Below are 20,413 nucleotides of genomic sequence, written 5' to 3' on the forward strand. Positions count from 1 at the left end.
AGCGCCTACGAGGCCTCCCTAGCCCCGAGGGTTATCCGGTTGATCTGGTCCTGCAAAGCCGCGAGTTCGGTGAGGATCTGATCTAGCGGCACAAAGTACTCGTTAAACATCCTCGCTTCGTTCATCGCCGCGTAATCGGACGCAAGCTGCTCCAAGCTCTGGGCATCCGGAATGAGTACCAAGCCACCGGCCAGGCAGTCCTCATATCGGCTAGTCGATCTGCGGAAGAAGACCTGCTTGATCCCAATCACGTCTGCCAAGAGATCAAGATCTGCAACAGCCTGCTGGCCAGTGGCATGACGCGCGAGCATCACCAGGTCGTACCAGTGACGCGATTGCCGCGATGAGTCCTGCTGCAGGCCGCGGTTGCACTCGTCATGAATCAGCGTGACCTTCTCCCAGTACGAACGTTGCGCGGCAAGCACCACAACGCCAACAGCCACCGGGAAAGCCACGCTCGGGAACAGATCAGCCACATCAGGGACAATCGTGTGCTCAGCATTCGGGTCGATGATGTTTCGGCCGCCAAACTCGATCTTCACATGGTCAAGCATGTAGCCATCTCGCTCGACTACACGGGAAGGGTACCCAATTAGAAGCGTGTCTTCATCGCGCCCGCTGACTGTGATCGCGCACTCCCCTCCACATCCCAGCGCTTGGAGCCGACCCAGTAAGTAGGGTTGGACAGTACCCGCAACGTACTCCCTCACCTGCGCTTTGAGCCCATCACTCAACCGTTTGCGCGCATTGGTAGAAAGCTTTGCCATCTCGGCGGAAGTCATCGCGCAGCCCAGCTCCTGGTAATCGATCGTGATATCGATGTCCTCGGAGAAGCGATGGATAACGGAGAAAACCTTCGATAGAGAGGTGCCGCCTTTGAAGGCCATTCTCTTGCGATCAGGCATCGAGAAAAGTTCACGAAGCACGACCGAAACCCAGATATCCTTCTCGATAATAGCTTCAGAACGCCCGGTTTTAATCGCCGCTTGGGCTAGCAGGCCGCTTTGATCTTCTGCAGACAGCTGGAAGTAACAGGTAGCCACTCAACGTCCTTAGCAGCCAACTCCAAGGCTGACTGCATCCATTCAGGCTTCCTAGAAGCCTGGAGAGTTTTGAATTCCTCAAGGCTCAACGACGTCAAGACACGCTTGATGAGTATCGTGGAGGCCTCTTTCTTGCCGAGATAGAACAATGCAGTAAGCACCACTCCAACTCGAGTACCAGCATGCTGCAGATGTTCATCCGGCGCGTGCTGAAGCCGCACTACCGCTTTACCCACGCGTATCAAGCGGGTGGTGCCGCTGGTGTAGTAGATCGGCTGAGTCTGCATTTGAGTGCTAATGCCAAGCCGCCTCACCGCTTCCGCGCCGTGGATCTGGAGCCTCTCTTTCCGCGCCCGAGCCACGGCCTCCACAACCTGAATCGGACTAGGAGCCAGGGGACCCAGAATTTTGCTCACCTTCGGACGCATGTACACGCCACGAATCACGCGCTCGAGGATTCCTTCTTGAACCAGGCGGGAGAGCGCTTTGTCCACAGATGTACGCGGACCAGCATTGAGGAACAAAGCGCCAGCGAACGGCTGACCCTTCCTCATGCGTTTGATCCGGTTGGAAATTTTCTCTGCGACAGAAATTTCTTCAGGCATTGTGAGCCCTCCCATGTCAGAAGTTAAAGCCTCTGTTCCTGACTTACAGGTGTACTATAACCCTTATAGCTCGTGGCTTCCAGCGCCACAACCACCACCTTTAAGCAAAGGGCAGTGATCCTCATAGTTGGCATGCCTACTGTTCCCAGCTCGAGCTGGTCACAGCAATCTCAATCGCCGGCTCGATTAGCGCCTCCAGCATCACCGCCGCGACTGTCTCCAGCTCAAGCTCGGTCGGGTCGGCTCATCTGTTCGAGCTCTGCCTGAGCGACATCTTGAGCCTGCAATAGCCGATCCGGGCCGTCATCATAGTGCAGCAGGTCACGATAAGATGTTTACCTGCAGCGTCTGGCGCTCTTGTTTGGCAGGTAAGCTGCGGTGATCGGATGCAAACCGACGTTTTGAGCCGACAAACTAGCAATGCCTGTCAAAAGGAAGCATCGCTGGCCTTGACCTCTCAACTTGCTTGAGCGGCTGCAGTGAGCATGTCTGCTCCTTGTAACGATAAACGCCCTCTGCGGGTTGAGCGACCACTATCCCTCCTTTGGCCAACAGCGCTAGTCGTGTGCCAACAGGTAACCCGGTCATCGCGCAGTCTTCAGGCCCGAGGTAAAAAAACGCATACACCATGACTCGTGCGAAACCCACCGTAGCTTGCTGTTGATGTAGGTTTTCGAATTAAATGCGAAATTTCCGAAATAGATGCGACTGGAATAGTCGTGCAAGCTGATCATGGCCTGACACACGGTTCGGTCATGGTGTTTGGATGAGGTTCGGATGAATGCGGGGTTGATGTAGCAGTGAACATCCTCACCAGCCAAATCACCGCGGTACCTCAGGTCGAGGGCTTCGCTCTCAGCGGCTAGCCGGGTCGGCGGCTAGACTGGAGGGATGACCTCACATCTAAGTGACGGGAGTTTCGATGGACAGGTCCACACTCGCGGCCAATGCCGACCACCGACTCGGTACCTCCCGACTGTCCGACCAGGGCTCGAGTACGAAAGCTCTCGGTCTTCTGGAGCAGTATCATCTTGGGCAAATATCATCCGCCGAACTGACTGCGGCGATCAGAGCCCATTCTGGGTTGCGGGGCAGTCCCAGTGAGGTCCATCCTTCACAGCGTGATACGGACGATTAGCTTGCCTGCGCAATGTTCCGTGCGCATATTGTCGATCGGGACATCTGTCCACAGCCTGGCGGGTAAAGTGAGGTGGCCTATGGATAAATCAGGGCGGATGACTGCTACGGCTCTAGATCCCGGAGATGGCAGTGGCGACGTCATCATCGAATTACCTCCCAAACTCCTCTCTGAGATGGGTCTGACCGTGGGTGATTTGCTGACCATCGAGCTCATAGATGGCGCCATTGTCTTGAAGCCTGTTCGTCAGAGCGCAAGCCAAACGACTCCAGAAGCAGGCGGCCCATAGCCTGCCGATGCCTAGCATCCGCAGCGCTTTCCAGTGCATTCCAGACGGAGCGGCATCGTCTCGATGGCAATCTGATGGTGTTTTTTGATTGTGCTCTACAGATCAATAAAGTGAGAATACGCGTGCTAAGGAAGCATGGCGCGCGCAGGTCGGCGCTCTCGTGGCAGGATGTCACCGGCTTCATGCCTCCGCAGCGATGGCTCCTCCGAGCCGGTGAGCAAATGCCAACTAGTGGAGAGTGATGTGCTGAGTGACGACGATAAAAACCTAGCCAAGATCCTGTTTGGCCTTCTCAAAACCGCGACCAGCCAGACCGTCGTCAAGGACTTTCTCAGGAGCAAGGGTATTCCGGTTTCCGCGCAGAACTGGGACGACCTGTACGAGAAGCGGATTGAGCCAGCACTCGCCGAGAAGAGGATTGCGACAAAGGACCTTCGTGACCTACTGCAGCAGGTAGAAGAGTTCGGCAAGCAACACACCTTCCTGTTCAAATGCTCGCAAGACCGCGCTGAAGGTTTGCTCAACCCGAACCGCATCGCCTCCATCGCAGAGGCTGAGGGCCTGGCTGAGCTGTTCACCAACCCGCTTGATCTGGAAATGCCCGACCATCCCACGGTCGTGGATATTCGCCTGCACCGGCCTGACCCACAAAAGCAGCCCGCCTCGCTGACAATCAAAGTCGTGGAGAGCCGAGAAATCCGGCGCCTGCACTCCGAGGAAAGGGACGCTGAATCCGGTCAATACCTGCGTCGCTACGCTACAACCAAAAAGCGTGCGGTGAACATCGTTCACCTGGACCATACTGGGCTTTTGGAATTCCGCATCGCTTCGCAGGATAACCAGGCTAAACGGTACGCAGAACTTCTGCTTGCCCTGAAAACCAAGGTTAGAAAACTGCTGCCAGATGAGGGGTTTGAAGAAATTTCCTTGCGAACGGCTAAGAATAAAATTCATAGCGATCGCGACAATCTTTCTGGAGAGCTTAGATATAGCAACTCCACGGCGAGAAATGAGTTTGGCGCCATGATGCAAATTGCATCATCGAGCACGGAAGAGAATCTTTCTGCCGATGAGGGCTCAATGAAAGCACTGGACCACTTCGTAGAACGTAATGGCGAAGTGACGGGAGCCAATATTTACGTTAAACTACCAGACAGTGATCCTCCCCGGGAATTGCGTCTTTTGATTTCGGGTGAGAGAAACGAGTTTGCGGTGACCGTAGCGTGCTCCGCCGGAGAATACGAATATGTTCGCGGAAAAGTTATCGCCTTTAATACATCGCCATCCTAACGAGGCCGAAGGCCTCAGAAGAATGGCAACTTACATCCAAGGCTTTGAATCCCAGGATGGCGAAGCTTTGCCGCGAATCCGCCTAAACCCGAATCGCATGTTTGACATAATGCAAGCGGGCACAGCTGCGCATCTCGCTATCTTGATCAAGATCTTGGTGACGGGCCATATCATCAAGCGATTTTTGATTGTTAGATGCCCGAGCGGCGAAGGCCTTTCGTTCCAGTCGTACGGCGAAATCCCCGAAATTGTACGCGACCCTGGCCATGACGTAGACGTTGAGGTCAGCGCAGACATCGTTGAACCGACGTACCGGCTGGTGCTCGATTGAAACCAGTCGACATCGTCACCCTCGTCAGAAGCACCTGGGACAACACCCTTCCGGCCCAACGGCTTGCGCAGCTGCAAGTGGTCCGTCGAGGGGTGCCAGATGAGCACCTGGAATTGTTCGAATCATTGATCGACATGCAGGTAGCCAGTATCAAGGACAGCACCGAGGTGATCACCCTCATGCTGGTCCATGGCATTCAAACCGATGGTGCTTGGCACGAGCTGGTTGAGGCAGCCTTTCGAGATGTGGCGTACGTCCGTGTTAAGCCCATCGGTTACAACTGCGTAACAGCCGCTCAGCTCGCGTGTCCTTTTCGCTCTGCGCCTATCAATCATGTTGTGCAGCAGTTCCGTGATGCCCAAACCATGGAGCCTACCGCTCGGGTTATGGTCATCGCACACAGCTTCGGCACCTACATCATCAGCCACATTCTGTCGAAGTTCTCAGACATCAAGATTGAGCGCGTCGTGCTCTGTGGCTCGATCATCAGCAACAGCTACCCATGGGACCTGCACACTCGACACATGGCGGCGGGTAACATCCTGAACGACGTAGGGACACGTGACCTATACCCTGTCCTAGCCTCCGTCTCTACGCTCGGATACGGTGGTAGCGGGCGTAATGGCTTCAAGAATACACGGGTCACCGATAGGTTCTTTAACTACGGTCACAGCGATTTCTTCGTCCCGGACAACGACCACATTGCCAGGTACTGGAAGCCCTACATCATCGACGGCACTGTGATCGAGTCGGAGTGGGACACGCAGAAACCCAAAACCCCTCTTGGGATTATGATGGCGTGCCACCCTTGGATCGGTAGACCTATTTTTGCTGTAATTGCAGCGTCTCTGCTAGGAGGTGCTGCATTGGGTGTGCTCAGTTTATTTAGCTAAGTGCTGCTGCCCTTAGGCAGCAGCACTTAGTAGAACCTATTTTGACGTATACTCGTATTCGATACCCTTCTTCACAAACTGGGCCTCAAACGGAAGGTTGTTTCCGATCTGGGCTACAAAGTCTATCCGATAAGGTTTGTATTCAGCTACTGCCGCGCGCATCATCGCCCTTATTTCGCGCTCGACTCTTTCTGCATCAGTCGACAAGTAACCATGCGACTTGCACCACACAGTATCTACATCATTTAGCTTTACCCACCCATTACTCTTCAAGTACTCATAAAAATCATCTCGATTGGGCTCTTTTTCCGCATAGTCCAGCGACAGCATTGCATACAGCGCCATAAAACGTCTCTCGCACTTATATTGCAGGGAGCCTGGCGATAACTTCGCCATCCAAACTCGCCGGCCTTTTTAGTACTGACAGAAGGCCGATTAAGCGTCAAGTAACAGTCAACTTGCTAGCGTCGTGAATGATTTACAAACAGTAACGATTGAGAGTTAACTGCATACGACTAAAGTCTAATAAGCACAAATGGCACTATGCCATTGCTCTGTGCTATTGCTACTGCATCGATAAATTGCAAGGGAACTGCACATGTCAGGCTTAGGTGGAGATCGACGCGGGCCTTCGGCGGACCCGATCGTGGCGTGTGATCAACTGTCGTTCACGGCTCAGATCGCTTCCCCCAAAGAGGAAGTTGTTCAACAGCTGCGCGAAGGCTACATGCTGGAAATCCTCGTCGGTGATCAGAACGGCCAATCCGTCGTGCTGGCTTACTGGAAGGGTCGCGAGGTAGGGGGTATCGCCGATCGCAGGCTGCAGCGCTTGCGCCAATGCATGACCGACGGCCACATGTACTCAGGCCGGGTGGTGTCGATCATCAGCGGGCAAGTCCGCGTGCACATTTCTCCCATCTGACTGAAGCACGGAGGCTTCGATGATCACCATTCTCGGCGGCGTGTACAGCGAGCACTGCGTTCGTCCAAGCTGGGACGATGTCTATGGATCTGCAGGTCGAGCCGCGACTGCTATAGCCCGGTTCGGAGTCCAGGCCGAACTCCATGGAGTCGTTGACGCTGACCAGCGTTTCGTCATGGAAAACCGCGCCGCCCTGGAAGGCTTTGTCTTCCAACCCACAGACATCAGTCAGGGTGTTTTGTTTGAGTATCTCCACGGCCTGTCCGACCCACTTGTGGTCAGCCCTGGAGGCAGCGCCCATTACCTGAATGCTACGGCTGAAAAAGTACTCCGCTTTGGCATGATCGAGGGCTCGGCGGTAGTAGATGCATCCTATGCCGTGTTTGACCCCCAAAGCGCAGACGCTCCTGAGCCATTTTCCGCCAACGGCTCCGAGGCCAAGCATTTGGCACTCGTGCTCAACCGTCACGAAGCCGCTTTGTTTGTGAGCAACCACACCCTGGCGCCCGAAGCGCTGATCGCAACCGTAGCCGATCAGCAACAGGCCGAAGTCGTTGTGCTGAAAATGGGCCCTCTGGGCGCCCTGGTTTACGACAATGGCCTCATCAGCCACGTACCGGTGTTCCGAACGGACCGCGTCTGGAAGATCGGCTCAGGCGACACTTTCGCTGCACATTTCGCCCTGGCCTGGATGGAGCAAGGTATGTCCGCTCGTGACGCTGCGCTTCACGCGTCCAAAGCAACCGCCTATTACTGCGACACCCAAGGCTACCCAAGCCCCCAACAGCTTGCACAGTACCAGGTGCAGCCATTGGTGCCGGCCGAGCGCTATCGCAAGGGCTTTGTGCCCAAGGTCTATCTTGCTGGCCCATTCTTCTCGCTGGCCCAGCTCTGGATGGTCAACGAAGCGCGCAAAAACCTGACCGCACTCGGGCTGCAAGTTCTTTCCCCTTACCACGATATCGGCGTCGGCTATGCCGAGGACGTGGTGCAGAAAGACCTCGACGCGATCCACGAATGCGACCTGCTGTTTGCCATCGGTGATGACCTGGACTCCGGCACCATTTACGAAGTCGGTTACGCACGAGCGATCAACAAACCCGTCGTCTTTTACGCCGAGAACGAGTCTGTCCAGGACAAGAAAATGATGGAAGGCTCTGGGTGCCGGATTACTGCCGACTACGTCAGCGCTATCTACCAAACTGTTTGGGAAGCCTGCACGCTATGAAAACGGCATTGTTGCTTTCCGGGGGTATGGACTCGGTGTCGATCGCCTGGTGGAAACGGCCCTCCGTAGCCATCACGTTGAACTACGGCCAGCTCGCAGCCGAAGCTGAGATAGCGGCATCGCGCGCCATCTGCAAGCAGTTGAACATTCCTCACCACGTCGTCGAAATCGACTGCCGGCATCTGGGTTCGGGCGACATGGCTGGCAGTGAGGCCGACCATCTGGCACAGGCCTCCGACTGGTGGCCGTACCGTAACCAGATGCTGGTCACCCTGGCGGCCATGAAGGCGATCTCGCTGGGTGTGACCCACCTATGGCTGGGTACCGTGAAATCCGACGGTTTCCATCGCGACGGCTCTCCAGAGTTCATGCAAGCCATCAGTCACCTGCTATCGCTCCAGGAAGGCGGCATGGTGGTCGAAGCGCCGGCCATCGAACTGTCGACAGCCGAACTGGTGCGAGCATCTGGCATACCTGCCGGATCATTGGCCTGGGCGCACAGCTGCCACAAGGCCAACGTGCCATGTGGCGATTGCCGCGGCTGCAACAAGTTCTTCCACGTCTTCGACGAGGTTGGCTATGACCTGGATCGACCTGGGTAATCCGGCACCCAAGGACACCATCGAGCCATACGAACTGGTGCGCTGGCCAACAGGACAGATCAAGCGACTCCCTAGCGGGTCAGCGCAGCACGACCACGCATTCGAGCAGGTGATCATCAGCCGGCGGACTGGGCGTGAGTTTCGGAAGATCGATGACGAGCAACTGGGTAGGCTGCTAAGACAAGCCTGCAGCAGTAGGGAAGCTTGGCCTTCAGACCACAGCTTCGACCTTGAGCATCGAGCAGCGCCGTCAGCCGGCGCGATTCATCCCATCCATCTGCTGCTGCACCTGCCCGACGATCCTCGGTGGTGGCTGTATCAGCCTCAAGGGCACTACCTGGTCGAAATCTGCGGAGCGGCTGCCCGACTGGATGTGTTGCTGCTCAAATGTGCCGAAGTCTTGGAGGGCAACAACGCAGTACACATTCTGTTTGTGGCCGAGCCAGGCAAGACGCTTGCGAAATACCAAGATGGCTGCAGCCTGATCTGGCGCGATGCCGGCGCACTGCTGGCCGTCATCGCGCTTACCGCGCATGCCCAGGGGCTCAGCTTCTGCCCGTTGGGTATCACCGGCGAGCCATGGGCCAGTACTCTAGCCGATCAAGGACAGCTGGTTGGTGTCGGGCTTGGCCTTCTTGGGGCGCCGCGCTGAAGCAGCCGGAGCCTGTCCCATACCCATGATCGAATGGACCGTAGCCGGCGAGGACATCATTTCCAGCCAGATGAGCGCGTCTAGCTCAGAAGCACGCACTCCGAGCCCTTTGCTGAAGTGTATGAATTGCTCTTCCAGCTGAAGATAGTGGCGCTCAACGGTCAGGTGGCTTTCGAAAAACTTGCCCAGCAGGCCGGCCCGCAGGATGTGAATGTCAAGGATCGCCACGTCATCGGCGTCCAACCAGTTGCGGGCGACCCAGGAAGCGGTCTTATACCCAATACCCGGTACGTCCAACAGCCAATCACGAAGAGCCCTGCCAGACTGGGTCGGCGCCTCTTCGGCAGCCAGCTTCTGCAGGGCGGCGGCCAGATAGCGAGCTTTCTGTTTGGCAAAACGGTACCGCACCAGGCGCCCATCCAAGGCCATGGGTTCACGCAACCATTCCAGCAGCTGATCCTCGGAGGGTGGCTCGTCACCAAAAGCGCCATGGGCTTTTACATGATGGTAGGCCGCAAGCCCAATCGTGGATGGGATGCCATGGCCGCCCAACAGGCAGGCTCCAACTTCTTCTTTCAGGGTTGAGCCGAGCTTGTAATTGATGCGCTCCCCGGTGAGCCGGCGGGCATAAACCTGGTAGGCCCAGTAGGCCGGCGTAGGGAATGCTTCCACCGCTCCCCATGGCACACCTGGAATGACTTCATCATTGGGTTTAGGCAGCTCGACGTTGAAGACGAGCTGGTCGATGAAAATTGCGCCTAATTGCATCAGGCGGCCTCCTCGGCAGTGCCGTAGTGTTCCTGCATCCATTGCAGGAGCTCATCTCGCTCAAGCGGATCCATACCCTCAATACGAGAGCGTAGGCGTGCCTGGCGACGCTGGATGGTTTGTCGATCTCGGAACGTCTCGCCGCGGTAGCGCGCGTCGTGCAATCGGCTTGGGGCCTCGAAGTTCATCCAGACCACTTCTTCGCGGACATCAACGTGTGTTTTCGCAGGGAAGCTGACCTTGCGCCACCCAGCGAGCTCGCGGTTGTAGAGCTCGTTGTCGTAGCCGGACAACATCACGTTGCATGGCAGCGACATCAGGCAGCGCAGCAACCGCAGGTGATCGTCGTCGGTGTAGTCGCAGCGGTACACCCTAGAGCGGCGGCGTGTCTCCGGCACATAGGGTGGGTCGACGTACACCAGTTCATCGCCGGCAAAGGGAAACGACTCAAGGAACGCCACGGCATCAACCTGATGCAGTTCACACGCGTCTGGCTGCTCGATTCGCCACCGGTCAATGACGCGCTCGTCGAGATCCAACCCAATGCTTCGCTGCGCAGTTTTTTTGTTGCGCATGACGGCGCCACCGCCGAGGTGGGATTCGATGTAGGTCTGATGCGGTGGCATCAGGTTGATCAAGCGCTGATAGCACTTGCCTTTTCCGCCTGAATATCTCATTGGCTAAGCATCGTCAGAATTGACGATGATGTCAATGACCGCTGGTCAAATGCCCGGATTACGGGGGTGGCAGCCATGGCGAACGGTTTTTCTTGCGGATCCTAATTTAGCGATGAGGCCTGCGGTTTGGGCCTCGCGAAACTTTCTAATTACGGAGACGCACCAAATGAAATCGATGAAAAAACGCGACATCAAGGCTGCAACCAAGCGCAAGCCTAAAGCCCCCGCCAAACGTAAATCCGCAATTAAGCCCAAGCGTGCCAAGGGCAAAGGTAAGCCACTGCAGCGCCCGTTCCCGCTCGGCTGCTCCCGCACGTTCACGACTTATGTGCTGACTTACTGCATCGCCCGCTAACCTAACCAGCTCCCAGTGAGAGGTCGCTGGGAGCATCTAGGACATTCGGAACCAGCAGTGGTCAGCGTGGGACTCGTTTCGTCTGACCGTCGCTTTCGACTTGGTGGAATGTCATCGGCAAAAGCATTTGCGTCACTTATTAAGCACCTCGTACGCTTTCGACAACGCTAATGCAAAGCGAAACAGGTGCAGAGATGAACCGAGAGGCAATCGAACAAGCCTACGAGCTCAAGCGCTTCATACAAGCTGCCATTGACGCTGGAACGATCCAGAACCGTGAGCAACTGATGACCGTCGCAACCCGACATGGTTTGTCCGTTACACGAAACGGAGACGATTACGCAGGTTTCAAGCTCGAGAGCGGAAAGCGCTTACGTGTCCACTTTCAATTTAACGACCGTCCACCGAAAGCTCCGAGAGCAAAAGGCCGACGCGAGCGAAAGGTTACAACTGGCTATTGGATTTATGCGCTCGTTGCCCAGAGCAAAGACGGCACGCGTAAGGCCTGTTACGTGGGCCAGGCAGCCGATCTACGCAAGCGTTTCTTTGAGCATCTGCACCGCCAACGTGAAGGATGTTGTTCCTATGCGCTGTTTCGCTGGGCGGCGCGGGAGCAAGTCGATATCCAAGCAACGGTGCTGACACGGGCTGAGGGGACGCAGAGCAATGCAACCCACTATGAGGGTTACTGGCTGCAGCGCGCGCAGAACGCCGGCTATGAAACGCCTGACGATGACAAGTGGGGCCGACTGCCGAGACCAGAATGCCTACCTGGGCAACCCCTTCACTGGCCTGCCGCACAAGTACAGGCCCACGCCATATCGCTGATCGAAGTGGTGATGCACAAGCTTACGCCGCGGGTGCTCTATCGTGAGGAATCGATGGATGTCGAAGACCAGGCCAAGCCAGCAAAAGAACCGTTCTCAGCTGGCTAACTTCAGGTGCTCGATCCGCTTGTAGGTCTCGTAGAGAGAAATCATGTCACCTTGAGCCATGATCTCCAGCGGCGAGCGACCGGCAAAAAACGGGTTATCGTTTTTGAAACCAGGGAAGCCCTTCACATTTTCCTGGTTGGAAAAGACTGTGCGCAGCGAAGCGTGGATGCCCAACACCAGCCCAATACGTTGCTGCTGATCCTGATCAAGCCGCTGCCCTGTGGCAATGCCGCGCGAAGCCCGACGGTAGGTCGAGGGCGAAATCCTTAGAATCCGGCACGCCTGGCTTTGCGTGGCTTCCCAGCCACCGATGATCTGCAGTGCCACCTTCAAGCCAGTGGTGGCCTGCTGCTCAGTAAGACGTTCACCAGTGATCATGCTGTTCTCCTCTGCTGTCAGCAGTTTACCCCCAATCGGTGAAGTAGAGCGGTTCGCTTGAGCAGATCCGTCACGAAACAGGCGCCATTTTTGCGTCGCGCACGGCAATGCAAATGGGTAGACTCCAGCTGATGGCGATCTACAATGATGGGGAGTTTAGGTTTGGCTGAACGGCTTCAACGCATCGATCTCTCATACTACCGGCCGAACCTCAGGCACATCGATAGCCAGGTCAAGATGCTGCAGGGCGACCAGCTTGTCTGGTGGTACGGGCCTGTCCGGCAGAACCCGAGGCTGCGGTCGGTACCCTTGGTCAAAGTTCATTTCAGACAGCTATTCAACGATGAACCAGGCCCACGCACCTCGGCCATCGTGCCCCTCAGCAGCTTGCCGCACTATCGTAAAGGCACCATCTGGCGCGACGGCCTATGCGTCTGCGATACAACCCTGGCCTCGGAGCCGGAAGACTTCGACGTCGACTTCGACCAAGACGGTTGGTCAGTGACGTCCAGAGCAGAACTGGTCCAGCAGACCAACGCTCAAGTTTTTCATCACGATGAATATCCGCTGCAATACCAGCTGGATCGCACTCGACTGCTCAGTTTCAAGCTTCCACAAAAAGGAAAGAATCTGCTCATCCCGTGCACGGAGTACTTCATCCGCGCCTACGCCAGGAACATGGAGGTTTGCCGGGCCCTAGCCACATTACGGTGGTCCGACGCCATGTCGGTTTTCTTTGATGACCCCAACCCCGACGCTTATAGCTGGTTGGTCAAGCCCTCTCGGAAGATGCGTCTCTACGATGCTGTCTTTCTCGCGCACCTGCTGTATGACAAATATGCAGCCCACCGCATCAGGCAAATCAACTCCCAATTCATCTCTCAAGGACCCTCATCCCAGATCTTTTTGGAGGCATCGCCCTGGTTCAAAGGGAAGGGAACACTGCGATGCCGCGGGCGGTGGATCAATGGTGGCAACACCTTCTTGTGCCTGAACCTCATCGGATCAAGCCAACCAGATGGTGGAGAGATCGAATGGGTGACAAAAAAGACCGATAGCAGCGAGGGTAAAGACGGCGGGCAGTACGTTTTGCCAAGGCCAGTGCGCACAGCAGAGGCAGAAGAGTTCCTCAACGAGCACTCCCACCTGGCACCGGATGGCCACTCAGAGACCATTATCGTCAAACCACCGCCCTTCAAAGTGCTCGGTACAAAACGCACGATCATAAAAAAGAAGGAAGTCATCAAGACCGATCGTGGTCGTCTGGGGCCTCATCCGCCTAACGCGGACTCACTCTCTTCAGGTGACGGGACGGGTGCTGGCAAGAACGTTGGTAAGGCTGAGCATGGGGCCGAAGCAGAACTGGAAACGCAGGGTTTCCTCTATGACATTTGGAACGCCTTCAGATCGATCATGGCGGATAACCCAGGTCGCGTGACCAAGGTGAACTGGTACACCCCTCCAAAGTTTCGAGACCAAGGCCCCCTGCGGGCGATCCGGCTTCAACCGGCAGCTGACTGGGACCCTAGGGATGTATCAGCTGCTAACTGGGTATACCTGGATAAGAAGACGGGCGAGCTCCGAGGCCTGTTGGTGCTGCGAATTGAAGTGGATGGGCAAAACTACTTTTGCTTCGAGATTCAGCCGATCAAGCCTGAGAAACCAGAATACCGAGGCGTTCTCATGAGATCACACATATCGACAGTGGAAGAGTTCGACGAATTCATCCAACAGCTATGCTCACGGGTGCGTAGGGTCGCTGGACAGTTCAAGAAGATGGAGTCGTTTTTCCCGCCCGGCACAAAAATCTTCAAGCATCATCAGAAAGATACGAAGGTGCTCTACCGCAGTCGGTTAATCAACGCCTTCGCGGACGTCGGCGTTGCGTTGCAGTGACTTAAGCTGGACGATCGCCGCGCTGATAGCTGCTCGCTGAGGGCACCCATAGGGGCTTGTCCTCGTGAATGACCTGGTAGCCCTCGACACCCTGATATTCCTGGGGCTCGAAAACGAGGCTTTTACGGCTCACCCTCGGCAAATCGTGGAAGTAGGCGAGCCCCTTCACGATCCAGCGAGCCTCGAAACTCTCATCAGCGGTCTCATCCAGCATTGCCACCAGGTCCCGTTCAGCCTTCTGCCGTCGAGCATTGGCCAACCATCTCACGTCCGGTTTCACCTGCAGCTCAAGACCGTGTCGCCTATTCAGATGGCCGATGAACCCGGTAACCGCAGCTACTTGACCAGGCGATCCTCTCCAGAACGACTCGAGGTTCTTCTGAGTAGGAAATGCGCCTGGCTTCACCTGCGCACTCTTGAGCAGGTTCGCGGCCGGACGCGCTGCCAACCTGATTGATCGCAAGTCGATGCCCCCTCGCTCATTTTTTGCACTCAAGGTAGCGACATACTCGCCCAGCAGCTGAGCCGACCAACTGTCCGCTGGCTCTGCGAGGATGGCCTCGAGCCGACGCCGCTCAGTCTCCTGGTCTCGAAGCTGGGTGCTGACGGTTACCACGCCGGTTTCAGTCAAGAAGCGCATGGGGGTTTCGGCTTTGCGCAGCCCTTGAGCAGCAAAATGCTGGAGCAGTTGCTCGTAAGAAGGTACTTCGCCCCAGGTGGCATCCAGCGCCTGGAAAAAGTGATAGTGGCCATTGATGCTCAGCGCAGCTTTGTGCGCACCAGACCTATCGAGCAGCCACTCACAGAACTGGATGTAAAGCGCGGTGATGCGGTCGGTAGTAAAGCCTTTGCTGTTGATGTTCAAACGCCGCTGCAAAAGGTTCTTCCACCCGCACTCTTCGCATTCTCGGCCGCGGCCGGCAGGTACAAGGGTGCCGCAGGACGCACAAGGATGGTCAGGTTTGGAGGTGCAGGGCTCGCAGCGTCCAACACCATCCTCACCGGTGATCAGCACACGGTGGCGTCTACAGCTTGGACACGTCGCCCTTTCGGGACCGCTGCATACCGGGCATTGGCGTAACCCCGTTGCTCTGCTTCGGGCAAGCCGCTGAGAGAGTTTGCCGCAGACCTCGCAGTGCTCGGCGATACGGAAATGGGGCGTGCAAGGTTTGCAGACTGGCCCATGCTCCGTGCGCAGCCCTGTGTCAAATTCGGCTTTCCCGCACCTGATGCAGGGACCAGACCGCTCGCAAGGAAGGCAGCGAGCTGCCGGGTCATGGACGGGGAGCCGAGCGAAATCACCACATCCAAAGCACATGCGCCGCTTGAAGAGTCTTGGATAGCACGTCCCACAGTACCGCTTGCCCGCATGAACCCTTTTGGCCTTAGCCATCTCACGTCCGCACCCATCGCAGGCCAGGTGGTGGGATGTGTCATGAGATGTCATGTCTACGCATCCTTCTCTGCAATCGATTCCACATATGCCACACCTCAAGGGGCGCGCGGGTGTGGCTTGGGCCTGACCGGCCACGCTTGTGCGGGGGATGCTGGCTGAAAGCCGTCGCCATCTGCTTGAAAATCTCGGGTACACCTAACGCCGGCAGTGGGAAGGCAGTTACAGGAAGCTCAGCATCAGCCGCAAGCTCCATAAACCGCTCAGGCCCCGCCTGCATTATCACCCAAGCCTGGCCCAGCAGCCCAGCGCGCTCAGCAGGCGTCGCATACTCGAATGGCAACCCCAGCGATGACGATTTCAGCTGGGACGTATCCACCCCAATGGCCTTGCAGAAGCGCAGCGCTGTAACCGTCGGATGCCGCGTCGCCTTTTTGAGGAAGCTGATCATAACCCGCGCAATGCTCATCCACTCTGAGAAGCTCAACGACACCCCGCCATAAGCCGCAGTCGAATGGCTTGCCGTATCGACGAACGTCTGGAATGCCAGTGCAGATTCGATCGCTGCTTCGGAACTCGAACTACCCAATGAGCAGCCGCAGTGGTGACAATTTGATAAAGGATGTTCAGCGGCTATTCGGCCTGGCTGCAACGCCGAATAGCAGCATGGGCAACGATCAATCAGCAAGGCGCGGTGCCGAGGGCAGGCGGTGTGCCAAGCCAGCCGGTATTGCTGCCTAAAGTAAGGTTGTGGGTCCATGATGCAGACAGGGCAGCACAACAGCCCGCCTGCATGCGACCGATTACGACACCCCAAGGGCAGGATCCAAGGTAGCTGCGACGATCGAAGTACTACAGGGTTTGGATGCAACAGTCGGATGATCGGCAAGAGTGTACTAGCCAGAAGGTCCTGTACGCGGAGACCAGTCATGGCCGCCAAGACCTCGTTATTCGCCCAGGGATGCAGTCGATCAAGATCGAAAGCCCATGCGTGAGTGCCCGGCCAAACGACACTGGTCAACGTACGCGGCTCGCAGCCATGGGCATGCGCTGTTCTCACCAACCAGGATGAGAACAGCTCATCAGGAAAGATCGACGGGGTGAGGGGCCATCGAGGCGTTATGCAATGCGCTCCCGGATGCCACGTGTAGGACGCTTCCACGACTTACTCTCGATGAGCTGTCGATCAATGCATTCCTTCCCAGAGTTGATGGCTTCCTTGGCACATTCAATCAACAGGCCGTGCAAATCGCCGGTGTTGCCGCCTGAAATGGAATGGATCAGCTGAGCCAGCTCAGGCTTGTAGAGCTCCGAGGGTAGCTTGAGTGGTAGCACCGCTTCGAAGGCCTTCAGCAGACGCTGGAAGTCCGCGTTAAGCTTCCAGGTCTCCAGCTTGATCACTTCAAAACGACTGGCGTGTTGAGGATCCAAGTGCAGGATCTGCACTGCTTCGGTCGTCCCCACACCGACGATGGGAATTGCCAACGTGTTGCACAGCAACTTGAGGGCATTCATTACCTCGCGCTGTTTCATGGCTGACCCCGTGAGCATCGAATGCAGCTCGTCGATGATCAGCATTTTCACCTTGAGCTCGCGCAACGCGTGAATGACCTGAAACCTCAACGTCAGCTTGGAATCCGTGGTTTTGTAAGGCATCCACATCTGATCCAAGATGGCGACGTAGAGCTCCTTTTCATCTGCAGACGACGGTGCTTCGGCCAGGATGACCGGTCGCACAGGTTCGGCGTTCTCGTCGACATACCCTTTCCCATGCGTATTCTCGAAATGCCGAACAATGGTGGTCTTGCCGTTGTTCGAATCACCGACAACAAGCAGGTTCGGCATCCGCGGGCGCTTAGGGGCCTCGAGCAGGCACTCCAGGCTGTCCAAGATGTGATGGGCCGCCTGGTAGCCAATCCAGCGGGGCTCACCCAAAAAGCGAATACGCTCGCGAGCGGAGAGCTGCAGGACAGGCCTGAAGTCGGCGTGCAGGTGTGCGTACTCTGTCATTGGATATCACCGATCAGGTCAACGTCGTCGAGCAGCAGTCCTTCGCCTGTAGGAATAAAAGGTACCGCTTCCACTGGTGCTTTAACAGGCCGTGCCGGCGTGGTGTTTTTGCTGTGCACCTTGTGTTTCTGCGCATCTCGCCGTGCCTTCTTAGTGCTAGCAGAGGCGGCGTCTACGATCTGGCGGCGCTCCAGGATCAGCCTGCCAATCAGCGCCTCGTCGACGTGCTGACGCCCTTCATCGACCGCCTGCTTCTTCGCAGCACGGAACTCCCACAGCGTTGCAGCTGGGAAGGCCTGGTTGGCCACCGGGACCCGGAAGTATTGCTTGAGTACAGGGTCGTAGAACCATATTACGCTGATGTCGCGAGGGTCTCGTCTGAAAACGAATTTACGAGCCTGGCCGGTTTCAGGGTCTGTGGTCCCGATCCAGTGACGCAAAGCTTCCGAGTAGTAGTAAACGTCCAACTGAACGCCATAGTGCTGGACCGTCCGGCGGTAGGAGGGCATGAAGTCCAACTGTACAGTCAGTTGATCAGCTGGTCGTGGAGGAATGCTTACCAACGCATCGACTCCACGGCTACCGAAGAAGCCGAGGTGCCATTTGCGCGCGGGGCTCATGTAGATCGCGGAGTGAATGTCGTTGTGATAGAGGATGATCGTTTTTACCAGCCACTCCTCGAATTCACCCATCGTGAGCGCTGCATGTTTGTCTGAGTCGTAGCCGTCTCGATCAGGAACATTGCTGTGCGTGGTGCCGGGCAGTTCATGCAGCGCCCGCATGAACGTGCCAAGAAGGCGTTCAATGTGGCCGCCGTACTTGGGTCGTTTCACTGGCCTGAACTGGTTTTCGATGTTGTAGTTCGCACACGAACGACGGAAGTTTTCGGCTTGGAAGTCAGGACCATTATCGGTGTGCACCACCCGAGGAAAGCCCCAGACCGGCCACTCGCCCTGGACGTTGTGCAGGTTCAGCCAAGCTTCCTTTGGTAATATCGAATGCGCTAAACACATGCCGACGGAAATCTCAGAAGGATCTTCGAGCGCCAGGTAGTAACCGGTAATCATCCGAGAGTGCACGTCGATCGCCAGGCTCAGCCACAGACGCCCTATGGGCTTGCGATGCCGGTCATCCACGATGATTAGGTCAATTGGCGTGTGGTCAATCTGCACAACCGCCAACGGATAGTCAGCGCCAGGGAATTTGCCAACGGAAGGGGTGTGCCGGTTGCGAGCCTGATCAGCGTAACCACGCCTGCGCAGAACGATCTTCTCGGGGATGCGCTTGATCCGGGCCCTGATTGCCGATGCACTGGGTGGGGTAATACCGAGCGCTTTGGCCTGGGATTCGATTTCTTTGATAGTCGACTGGACCGACCTACGCTGGATGGTCAGGTAGTGCTGATCGATCACTTGATCGATGAGCTTGTCAGCCTGGGCGCTCAGCCGGCTATTCCCTGATTGCCATCCGCGCTTGCGAGGGACAAGCGCCAGTACCTCGTTCCAGCTTTGATACCGATCCAGCCAACGATACAGAGTTGCAGTGTCGACGCCAACTTCCTTGGCTCGGTCCTCTACGCTGTTTCTTGGTAACGCAGAGTCGCGCAGAAGTGGCTTGATCGCCGAGAAACGCTGCTGGGCAATTGCCCACTCATCGGAGCTGATCGTCGAAATGTCATAGTTGACGTACAGACCATCAACTCGCTCTTGTTCAACAGGCTGCAACTCAGAAATTCGAAGCGATACGCTTCGGCCAGCTTCGACCTCAACACCGACGACATTCTGAAAGTCGAGTAGCTGGACGATGCGGTAATACTGCTTATCGCACCGAACCATCTCGCCGACCTCGACGCGCACCCGCTCTCTGGATGGCTCGAACGGCTCGAGGTGCTTGTCCGTGTCGATCTCGTAAATGTTCATGGCGTGGCCACCCAAAGCTCAAGGTATTCGTTCAACGGCTCGGTGATGTCGCACTCCACCCGACCTGTGGCGATCAGGTGCCATAGCAGTGCTACACCGCTGTCGCGGTACACACCCCTGAAATGGCGCGCCAGCAAATAATGTACAGGCGCAAACTCCATTTCGCGGAGCGTTTTGAGGACCATTTCGATCTCTTCCCGATCGAAGTCCAAGCGCTCGAACCGCTCTAGAAAGGTAATGTTGTCGAGCGGCAACCCACGGATACGCGACTCGTCGTAAATGCTGAAGGTCCAGCCTTCTTGTCGCGCGTACCGCCGTGCAGCCTTCCATTTACCGAGCCAGGTGCGCCAGTTTTTGCGCCACTCATAGGCAGGTTTGACTTCCACCAGCATCGGCTTGAAGTAGTCCATGTAGTCGACGCCTTCGGGCTGGCGGTGATGGACAAGGAAATCGGGGGTATAGGTCTGAGCGCGCCCGAGCGAGTCAATGAAGTCCACCTGAACAGGCTGAGCGATCACTGACTCGACCCTGTGCGAGAACCTCATTCGCTTGAGAAAATCGCGCTCGAGCAACGATTCGAAAGGGATGCCACCTGCGCCTCGGAAGGGTAGAAATCCAGAGACGCTGCGACGTGTCGGCTTGATCGGACGAACCTGCTGAGGCTTGTCGCAGCTATTTCGAGTAATTTTCAATTCTGTCGCATCCAATTCGGAAATTTTTCGCAGCTATTTGTGCAATCATGAATGGTGCTTAGCGGCCTCTAGCCTAATGGTTTCGCAGCTATTTCGAAAGCCTACAGTTGACCACTTCTGAAAACGCCAGAAGGATCACTGCGGTATAAATCCCCCTGATCACGCACGATGCATGCAGCCACTGGCGCCGGAGCCAGGCTGAGCTGGGTACGAAGAGATTCCAACAAATAGCGGTGCGCGATTACGCCTCATCTGCTGCCTGAATGCCGGCGTCGTCATACCGAATACGAAGGCACCAATAAACATCACCATCGGCATCAGCAAGCTCGTTGCCAGGTACCACCAAACGGGCGACACCGAAAATGGGCATGCTAATGGCGTGGGGTTGCCGCTATAT

22 protein-coding genes are annotated in these 20,413 nt (G+C 56.4%); 11 read left to right on the top strand and 11 right to left on the bottom strand.

Going from position 1 to position 20,413, the window contains the following annotated elements; all coding sequences use genetic code 11:
* Positions 1–5: 5 nt before the first annotated feature.
* Both IAE38_RS00390 and IAE38_RS00395 read right to left on the bottom strand, forming a co-directional pair.
* Positions 6–1,043, bottom strand: a complete 1,038-nt coding sequence (locus IAE38_RS00390) for a nucleotidyl transferase AbiEii/AbiGii toxin family protein (protein WP_201215240.1) — start codon at positions 1,041–1,043, stop codon at positions 6–8.
* Positions 992–1,648, bottom strand: a complete 657-nt coding sequence (locus IAE38_RS00395; protein ID WP_236403164.1) for a DUF6088 family protein — start codon at positions 1,646–1,648, stop codon at positions 992–994. Before IAE38_RS00395 ends, IAE38_RS00390 begins: the two co-directional genes overlap by 52 nt.
* A gap of 1,235 nt (positions 1,649–2,883) precedes the next feature.
* On the opposite strand from IAE38_RS00395, the gene IAE38_RS24190 reads away from it, so the two are divergent.
* From IAE38_RS24190 to IAE38_RS23775, 4 genes are all read left to right on the top strand, one after another.
* Complete coding sequence (locus IAE38_RS24190; protein ID WP_442968247.1) at positions 2,884–3,075, top strand: AbrB/MazE/SpoVT family DNA-binding domain-containing protein; 192 nt, start codon at positions 2,884–2,886, stop codon at positions 3,073–3,075.
* A 243-nt stretch (positions 3,076–3,318) separates the two neighbouring features.
* Entirely contained in the window at positions 3,319–4,365 is a 1,047-nt protein-coding gene (locus tag IAE38_RS00400) for a hypothetical protein (RefSeq protein ID WP_201215242.1), read from the top strand.
* Positions 4,366–4,387: 22 nt separating this feature from the next.
* Positions 4,388–4,696, top strand: a complete 309-nt coding sequence (locus tag IAE38_RS00405) for a hypothetical protein (RefSeq protein ID WP_236403166.1) — start codon at positions 4,388–4,390, stop codon at positions 4,694–4,696.
* Positions 4,693–5,589: an alpha/beta hydrolase gene (locus IAE38_RS23775; protein ID WP_236403167.1), complete on the top strand. Its 897-nt coding sequence runs from the start codon at positions 4,693–4,695 to the stop codon at positions 5,587–5,589. The genes IAE38_RS00405 and IAE38_RS23775 overlap by 4 nt, the downstream gene beginning before the upstream one ends.
* Before the next feature lie 36 nt (positions 5,590–5,625).
* Here the strand turns inward: IAE38_RS23775 and IAE38_RS00415 are convergent, their stop codons facing one another.
* Positions 5,626–5,934 carry a hypothetical protein gene (locus tag IAE38_RS00415; RefSeq protein ID WP_201215243.1) on the bottom strand — a complete coding sequence of 103 codons (309 nt, stop codon included), beginning with the start codon at positions 5,932–5,934 and terminating at the stop codon, positions 5,626–5,628.
* Between the two features lie 253 nt (positions 5,935–6,187).
* Between IAE38_RS00415 and IAE38_RS00420 the strand changes: the two genes are divergently transcribed.
* Genes IAE38_RS00420 through IAE38_RS00435 form a run of 4 tightly spaced genes read left to right on the top strand, consistent with a single transcriptional unit; the run spans position 6,188 to position 8,993 of the window.
* Positions 6,188–6,511, top strand: a complete 324-nt coding sequence (locus IAE38_RS00420; RefSeq protein WP_201215245.1) for a hypothetical protein — start codon at positions 6,188–6,190, stop codon at positions 6,509–6,511.
* Between the two features lie 19 nt (positions 6,512–6,530).
* Positions 6,531–7,739, top strand: a complete 1,209-nt coding sequence (locus IAE38_RS00425) for a PfkB family carbohydrate kinase (RefSeq protein ID WP_201215247.1) — start codon at positions 6,531–6,533, stop codon at positions 7,737–7,739.
* Positions 7,736–8,341 (top strand): 7-cyano-7-deazaguanine synthase, encoded by a 606-nt coding sequence (locus IAE38_RS00430; RefSeq protein WP_201215249.1) that lies wholly within the window; start codon positions 7,736–7,738, stop codon positions 8,339–8,341. Before IAE38_RS00425 ends, IAE38_RS00430 begins: the two co-directional genes overlap by 4 nt.
* Positions 8,319–8,993, top strand: a complete 675-nt coding sequence (locus IAE38_RS00435) for a nitroreductase family protein (RefSeq protein ID WP_201215251.1) — start codon at positions 8,319–8,321, stop codon at positions 8,991–8,993. The genes IAE38_RS00430 and IAE38_RS00435 overlap by 23 nt, the downstream gene beginning before the upstream one ends.
* On the opposite strand, the gene IAE38_RS00440 is transcribed toward IAE38_RS00435, so the two are convergent.
* Both IAE38_RS00440 and IAE38_RS00445 read right to left on the bottom strand, forming a co-directional pair.
* Entirely contained in the window at positions 8,934–9,761 is an 828-nt protein-coding gene (locus IAE38_RS00440) for an 8-oxoguanine DNA glycosylase (RefSeq protein ID WP_201215253.1), read from the bottom strand. The two genes, IAE38_RS00435 and IAE38_RS00440, sit on opposite strands and share 60 nt — an antisense overlap.
* A complete protein-coding gene (locus IAE38_RS00445; protein ID WP_236403170.1) occupies positions 9,761–10,399 on the bottom strand; it encodes a DNA adenine methylase in 639 nt (212 codons plus the stop codon). Before IAE38_RS00445 ends, IAE38_RS00440 begins: the two co-directional genes overlap by 1 nt.
* Before the next feature lie 205 nt (positions 10,400–10,604).
* Here IAE38_RS00445 and IAE38_RS00450 point away from each other — a divergent pair, with 205 nt between their 5' ends.
* Together IAE38_RS00450 and IAE38_RS00455 are read left to right on the top strand one after the other, a co-directional pair.
* Positions 10,605–10,793: a hypothetical protein gene (locus tag IAE38_RS00450; protein ID WP_201215256.1), complete on the top strand. Its 189-nt coding sequence runs from the start codon at positions 10,605–10,607 to the stop codon at positions 10,791–10,793.
* A 170-nt stretch (positions 10,794–10,963) separates the two neighbouring features.
* Positions 10,964–11,728: a GIY-YIG nuclease family protein gene (locus IAE38_RS00455; protein WP_236403171.1), complete on the top strand. Its 765-nt coding sequence runs from the start codon at positions 10,964–10,966 to the stop codon at positions 11,726–11,728.
* Here IAE38_RS00455 and IAE38_RS00460 read toward each other — a convergent pair.
* Positions 11,717–12,106 (bottom strand): antitoxin Xre-like helix-turn-helix domain-containing protein, encoded by a 390-nt coding sequence (locus IAE38_RS00460; protein WP_201215258.1) that lies wholly within the window; start codon positions 12,104–12,106, stop codon positions 11,717–11,719. The two genes, IAE38_RS00455 and IAE38_RS00460, sit on opposite strands and share 12 nt — an antisense overlap.
* 162 nt (positions 12,107–12,268) lie before the next feature.
* Here IAE38_RS00460 and IAE38_RS00465 point away from each other — a divergent pair, with 162 nt between their 5' ends.
* Positions 12,269–14,002: a hypothetical protein gene (locus tag IAE38_RS00465; protein WP_201215260.1), complete on the top strand. Its 1,734-nt coding sequence runs from the start codon at positions 12,269–12,271 to the stop codon at positions 14,000–14,002.
* A 1-nt stretch (position 14,003) separates the two neighbouring features.
* Here IAE38_RS00465 and IAE38_RS00470 read toward each other — a convergent pair whose 3' ends face one another.
* From IAE38_RS00470 to IAE38_RS00490, 5 genes are all read right to left on the bottom strand, one after another.
* Complete coding sequence (locus IAE38_RS00470; RefSeq protein WP_236403174.1) at positions 14,004–14,867, bottom strand: hypothetical protein; 864 nt, start codon at positions 14,865–14,867, stop codon at positions 14,004–14,006.
* Positions 14,868–15,435: 568 nt separating this feature from the next.
* Positions 15,436–16,557 (bottom strand): TniQ family protein, encoded by a 1,122-nt coding sequence (locus tag IAE38_RS00475; RefSeq protein ID WP_201215262.1) that lies wholly within the window; start codon positions 16,555–16,557, stop codon positions 15,436–15,438.
* Positions 16,515–17,405: a TniB family NTP-binding protein gene (locus IAE38_RS00480; protein WP_201215263.1), complete on the bottom strand. Its 891-nt coding sequence runs from the start codon at positions 17,403–17,405 to the stop codon at positions 16,515–16,517. Before IAE38_RS00480 ends, IAE38_RS00475 begins: the two co-directional genes overlap by 43 nt.
* Complete coding sequence (locus IAE38_RS00485; RefSeq protein ID WP_201215265.1) at positions 17,402–19,324, bottom strand: Mu transposase C-terminal domain-containing protein; 1,923 nt, start codon at positions 19,322–19,324, stop codon at positions 17,402–17,404. The genes IAE38_RS00480 and IAE38_RS00485 overlap by 4 nt, the downstream gene beginning before the upstream one ends.
* Positions 19,321–19,869, bottom strand: a complete 549-nt coding sequence (locus tag IAE38_RS00490) for a TnsA endonuclease N-terminal domain-containing protein (protein ID WP_201215346.1) — start codon at positions 19,867–19,869, stop codon at positions 19,321–19,323. Before IAE38_RS00490 ends, IAE38_RS00485 begins: the two co-directional genes overlap by 4 nt.
* Positions 19,870–20,413: the final 544 nt, after the last annotated feature.

It is taken from the genome of Pseudomonas sp. S32, from assembly GCF_016648095.1.
GTDB classification, from domain to species: domain Bacteria; phylum Pseudomonadota; class Gammaproteobacteria; order Pseudomonadales; family Pseudomonadaceae; genus Aquipseudomonas; species Aquipseudomonas parafulva.

What these genes read in the sequence shown, in the direction of transcription:
- IAE38_RS00395 (WP_236403164.1), bottom strand. Translation starts at nt 1,648, where the DNA reads ATGCCTGAAGAAATTTCTGTCGCAGAGAAAATTTCCAACCGGATCAAA.
- IAE38_RS24190 (WP_442968247.1), top strand. Translation starts at nt 2,884, where the DNA reads ATGACTGCTACGGCTCTAGATCCCGGAGATGGCAGTGGCGACGTCATC.
- IAE38_RS00405 (WP_236403166.1), top strand. Translation starts at nt 4,388, where the DNA reads ATGGCAACTTACATCCAAGGCTTTGAATCCCAGGATGGCGAAGCTTTG.
- IAE38_RS00415 (WP_201215243.1), bottom strand. Translation starts at nt 5,934, where the DNA reads ATGGCGCTGTATGCAATGCTGTCGCTGGACTATGCGGAAAAAGAGCCC.
- IAE38_RS00420 (WP_201215245.1), top strand. Translation starts at nt 6,188, where the DNA reads ATGTCAGGCTTAGGTGGAGATCGACGCGGGCCTTCGGCGGACCCGATC.
- IAE38_RS00425 (WP_201215247.1), top strand. Translation starts at nt 6,531, where the DNA reads ATGATCACCATTCTCGGCGGCGTGTACAGCGAGCACTGCGTTCGTCCA.
- IAE38_RS00430 (WP_201215249.1), top strand. Translation starts at nt 7,736, where the DNA reads ATGAAAACGGCATTGTTGCTTTCCGGGGGTATGGACTCGGTGTCGATC.
- IAE38_RS00435 (WP_201215251.1), top strand. Translation starts at nt 8,319, where the DNA reads ATGACCTGGATCGACCTGGGTAATCCGGCACCCAAGGACACCATCGAG.
- IAE38_RS00440 (WP_201215253.1), bottom strand. Translation starts at nt 9,761, where the DNA reads ATGCAATTAGGCGCAATTTTCATCGACCAGCTCGTCTTCAACGTCGAG.
- IAE38_RS00450 (WP_201215256.1), top strand. Translation starts at nt 10,605, where the DNA reads ATGAAATCGATGAAAAAACGCGACATCAAGGCTGCAACCAAGCGCAAG.
- IAE38_RS00455 (WP_236403171.1), top strand. Translation starts at nt 10,964, where the DNA reads ATGCAAAGCGAAACAGGTGCAGAGATGAACCGAGAGGCAATCGAACAA.
- IAE38_RS00460 (WP_201215258.1), bottom strand. Translation starts at nt 12,106, where the DNA reads ATGATCACTGGTGAACGTCTTACTGAGCAGCAGGCCACCACTGGCTTG.
- IAE38_RS00480 (WP_201215263.1), bottom strand. Translation starts at nt 17,405, where the DNA reads ATGACAGAGTACGCACACCTGCACGCCGACTTCAGGCCTGTCCTGCAG.
- IAE38_RS00485 (WP_201215265.1), bottom strand. Translation starts at nt 19,324, where the DNA reads ATGAACATTTACGAGATCGACACGGACAAGCACCTCGAGCCGTTCGAG.
- IAE38_RS00490 (WP_201215346.1), bottom strand. Translation starts at nt 19,869, where the DNA reads ATGAGGTTCTCGCACAGGGTCGAGTCAGTGATCGCTCAGCCTGTTCAG.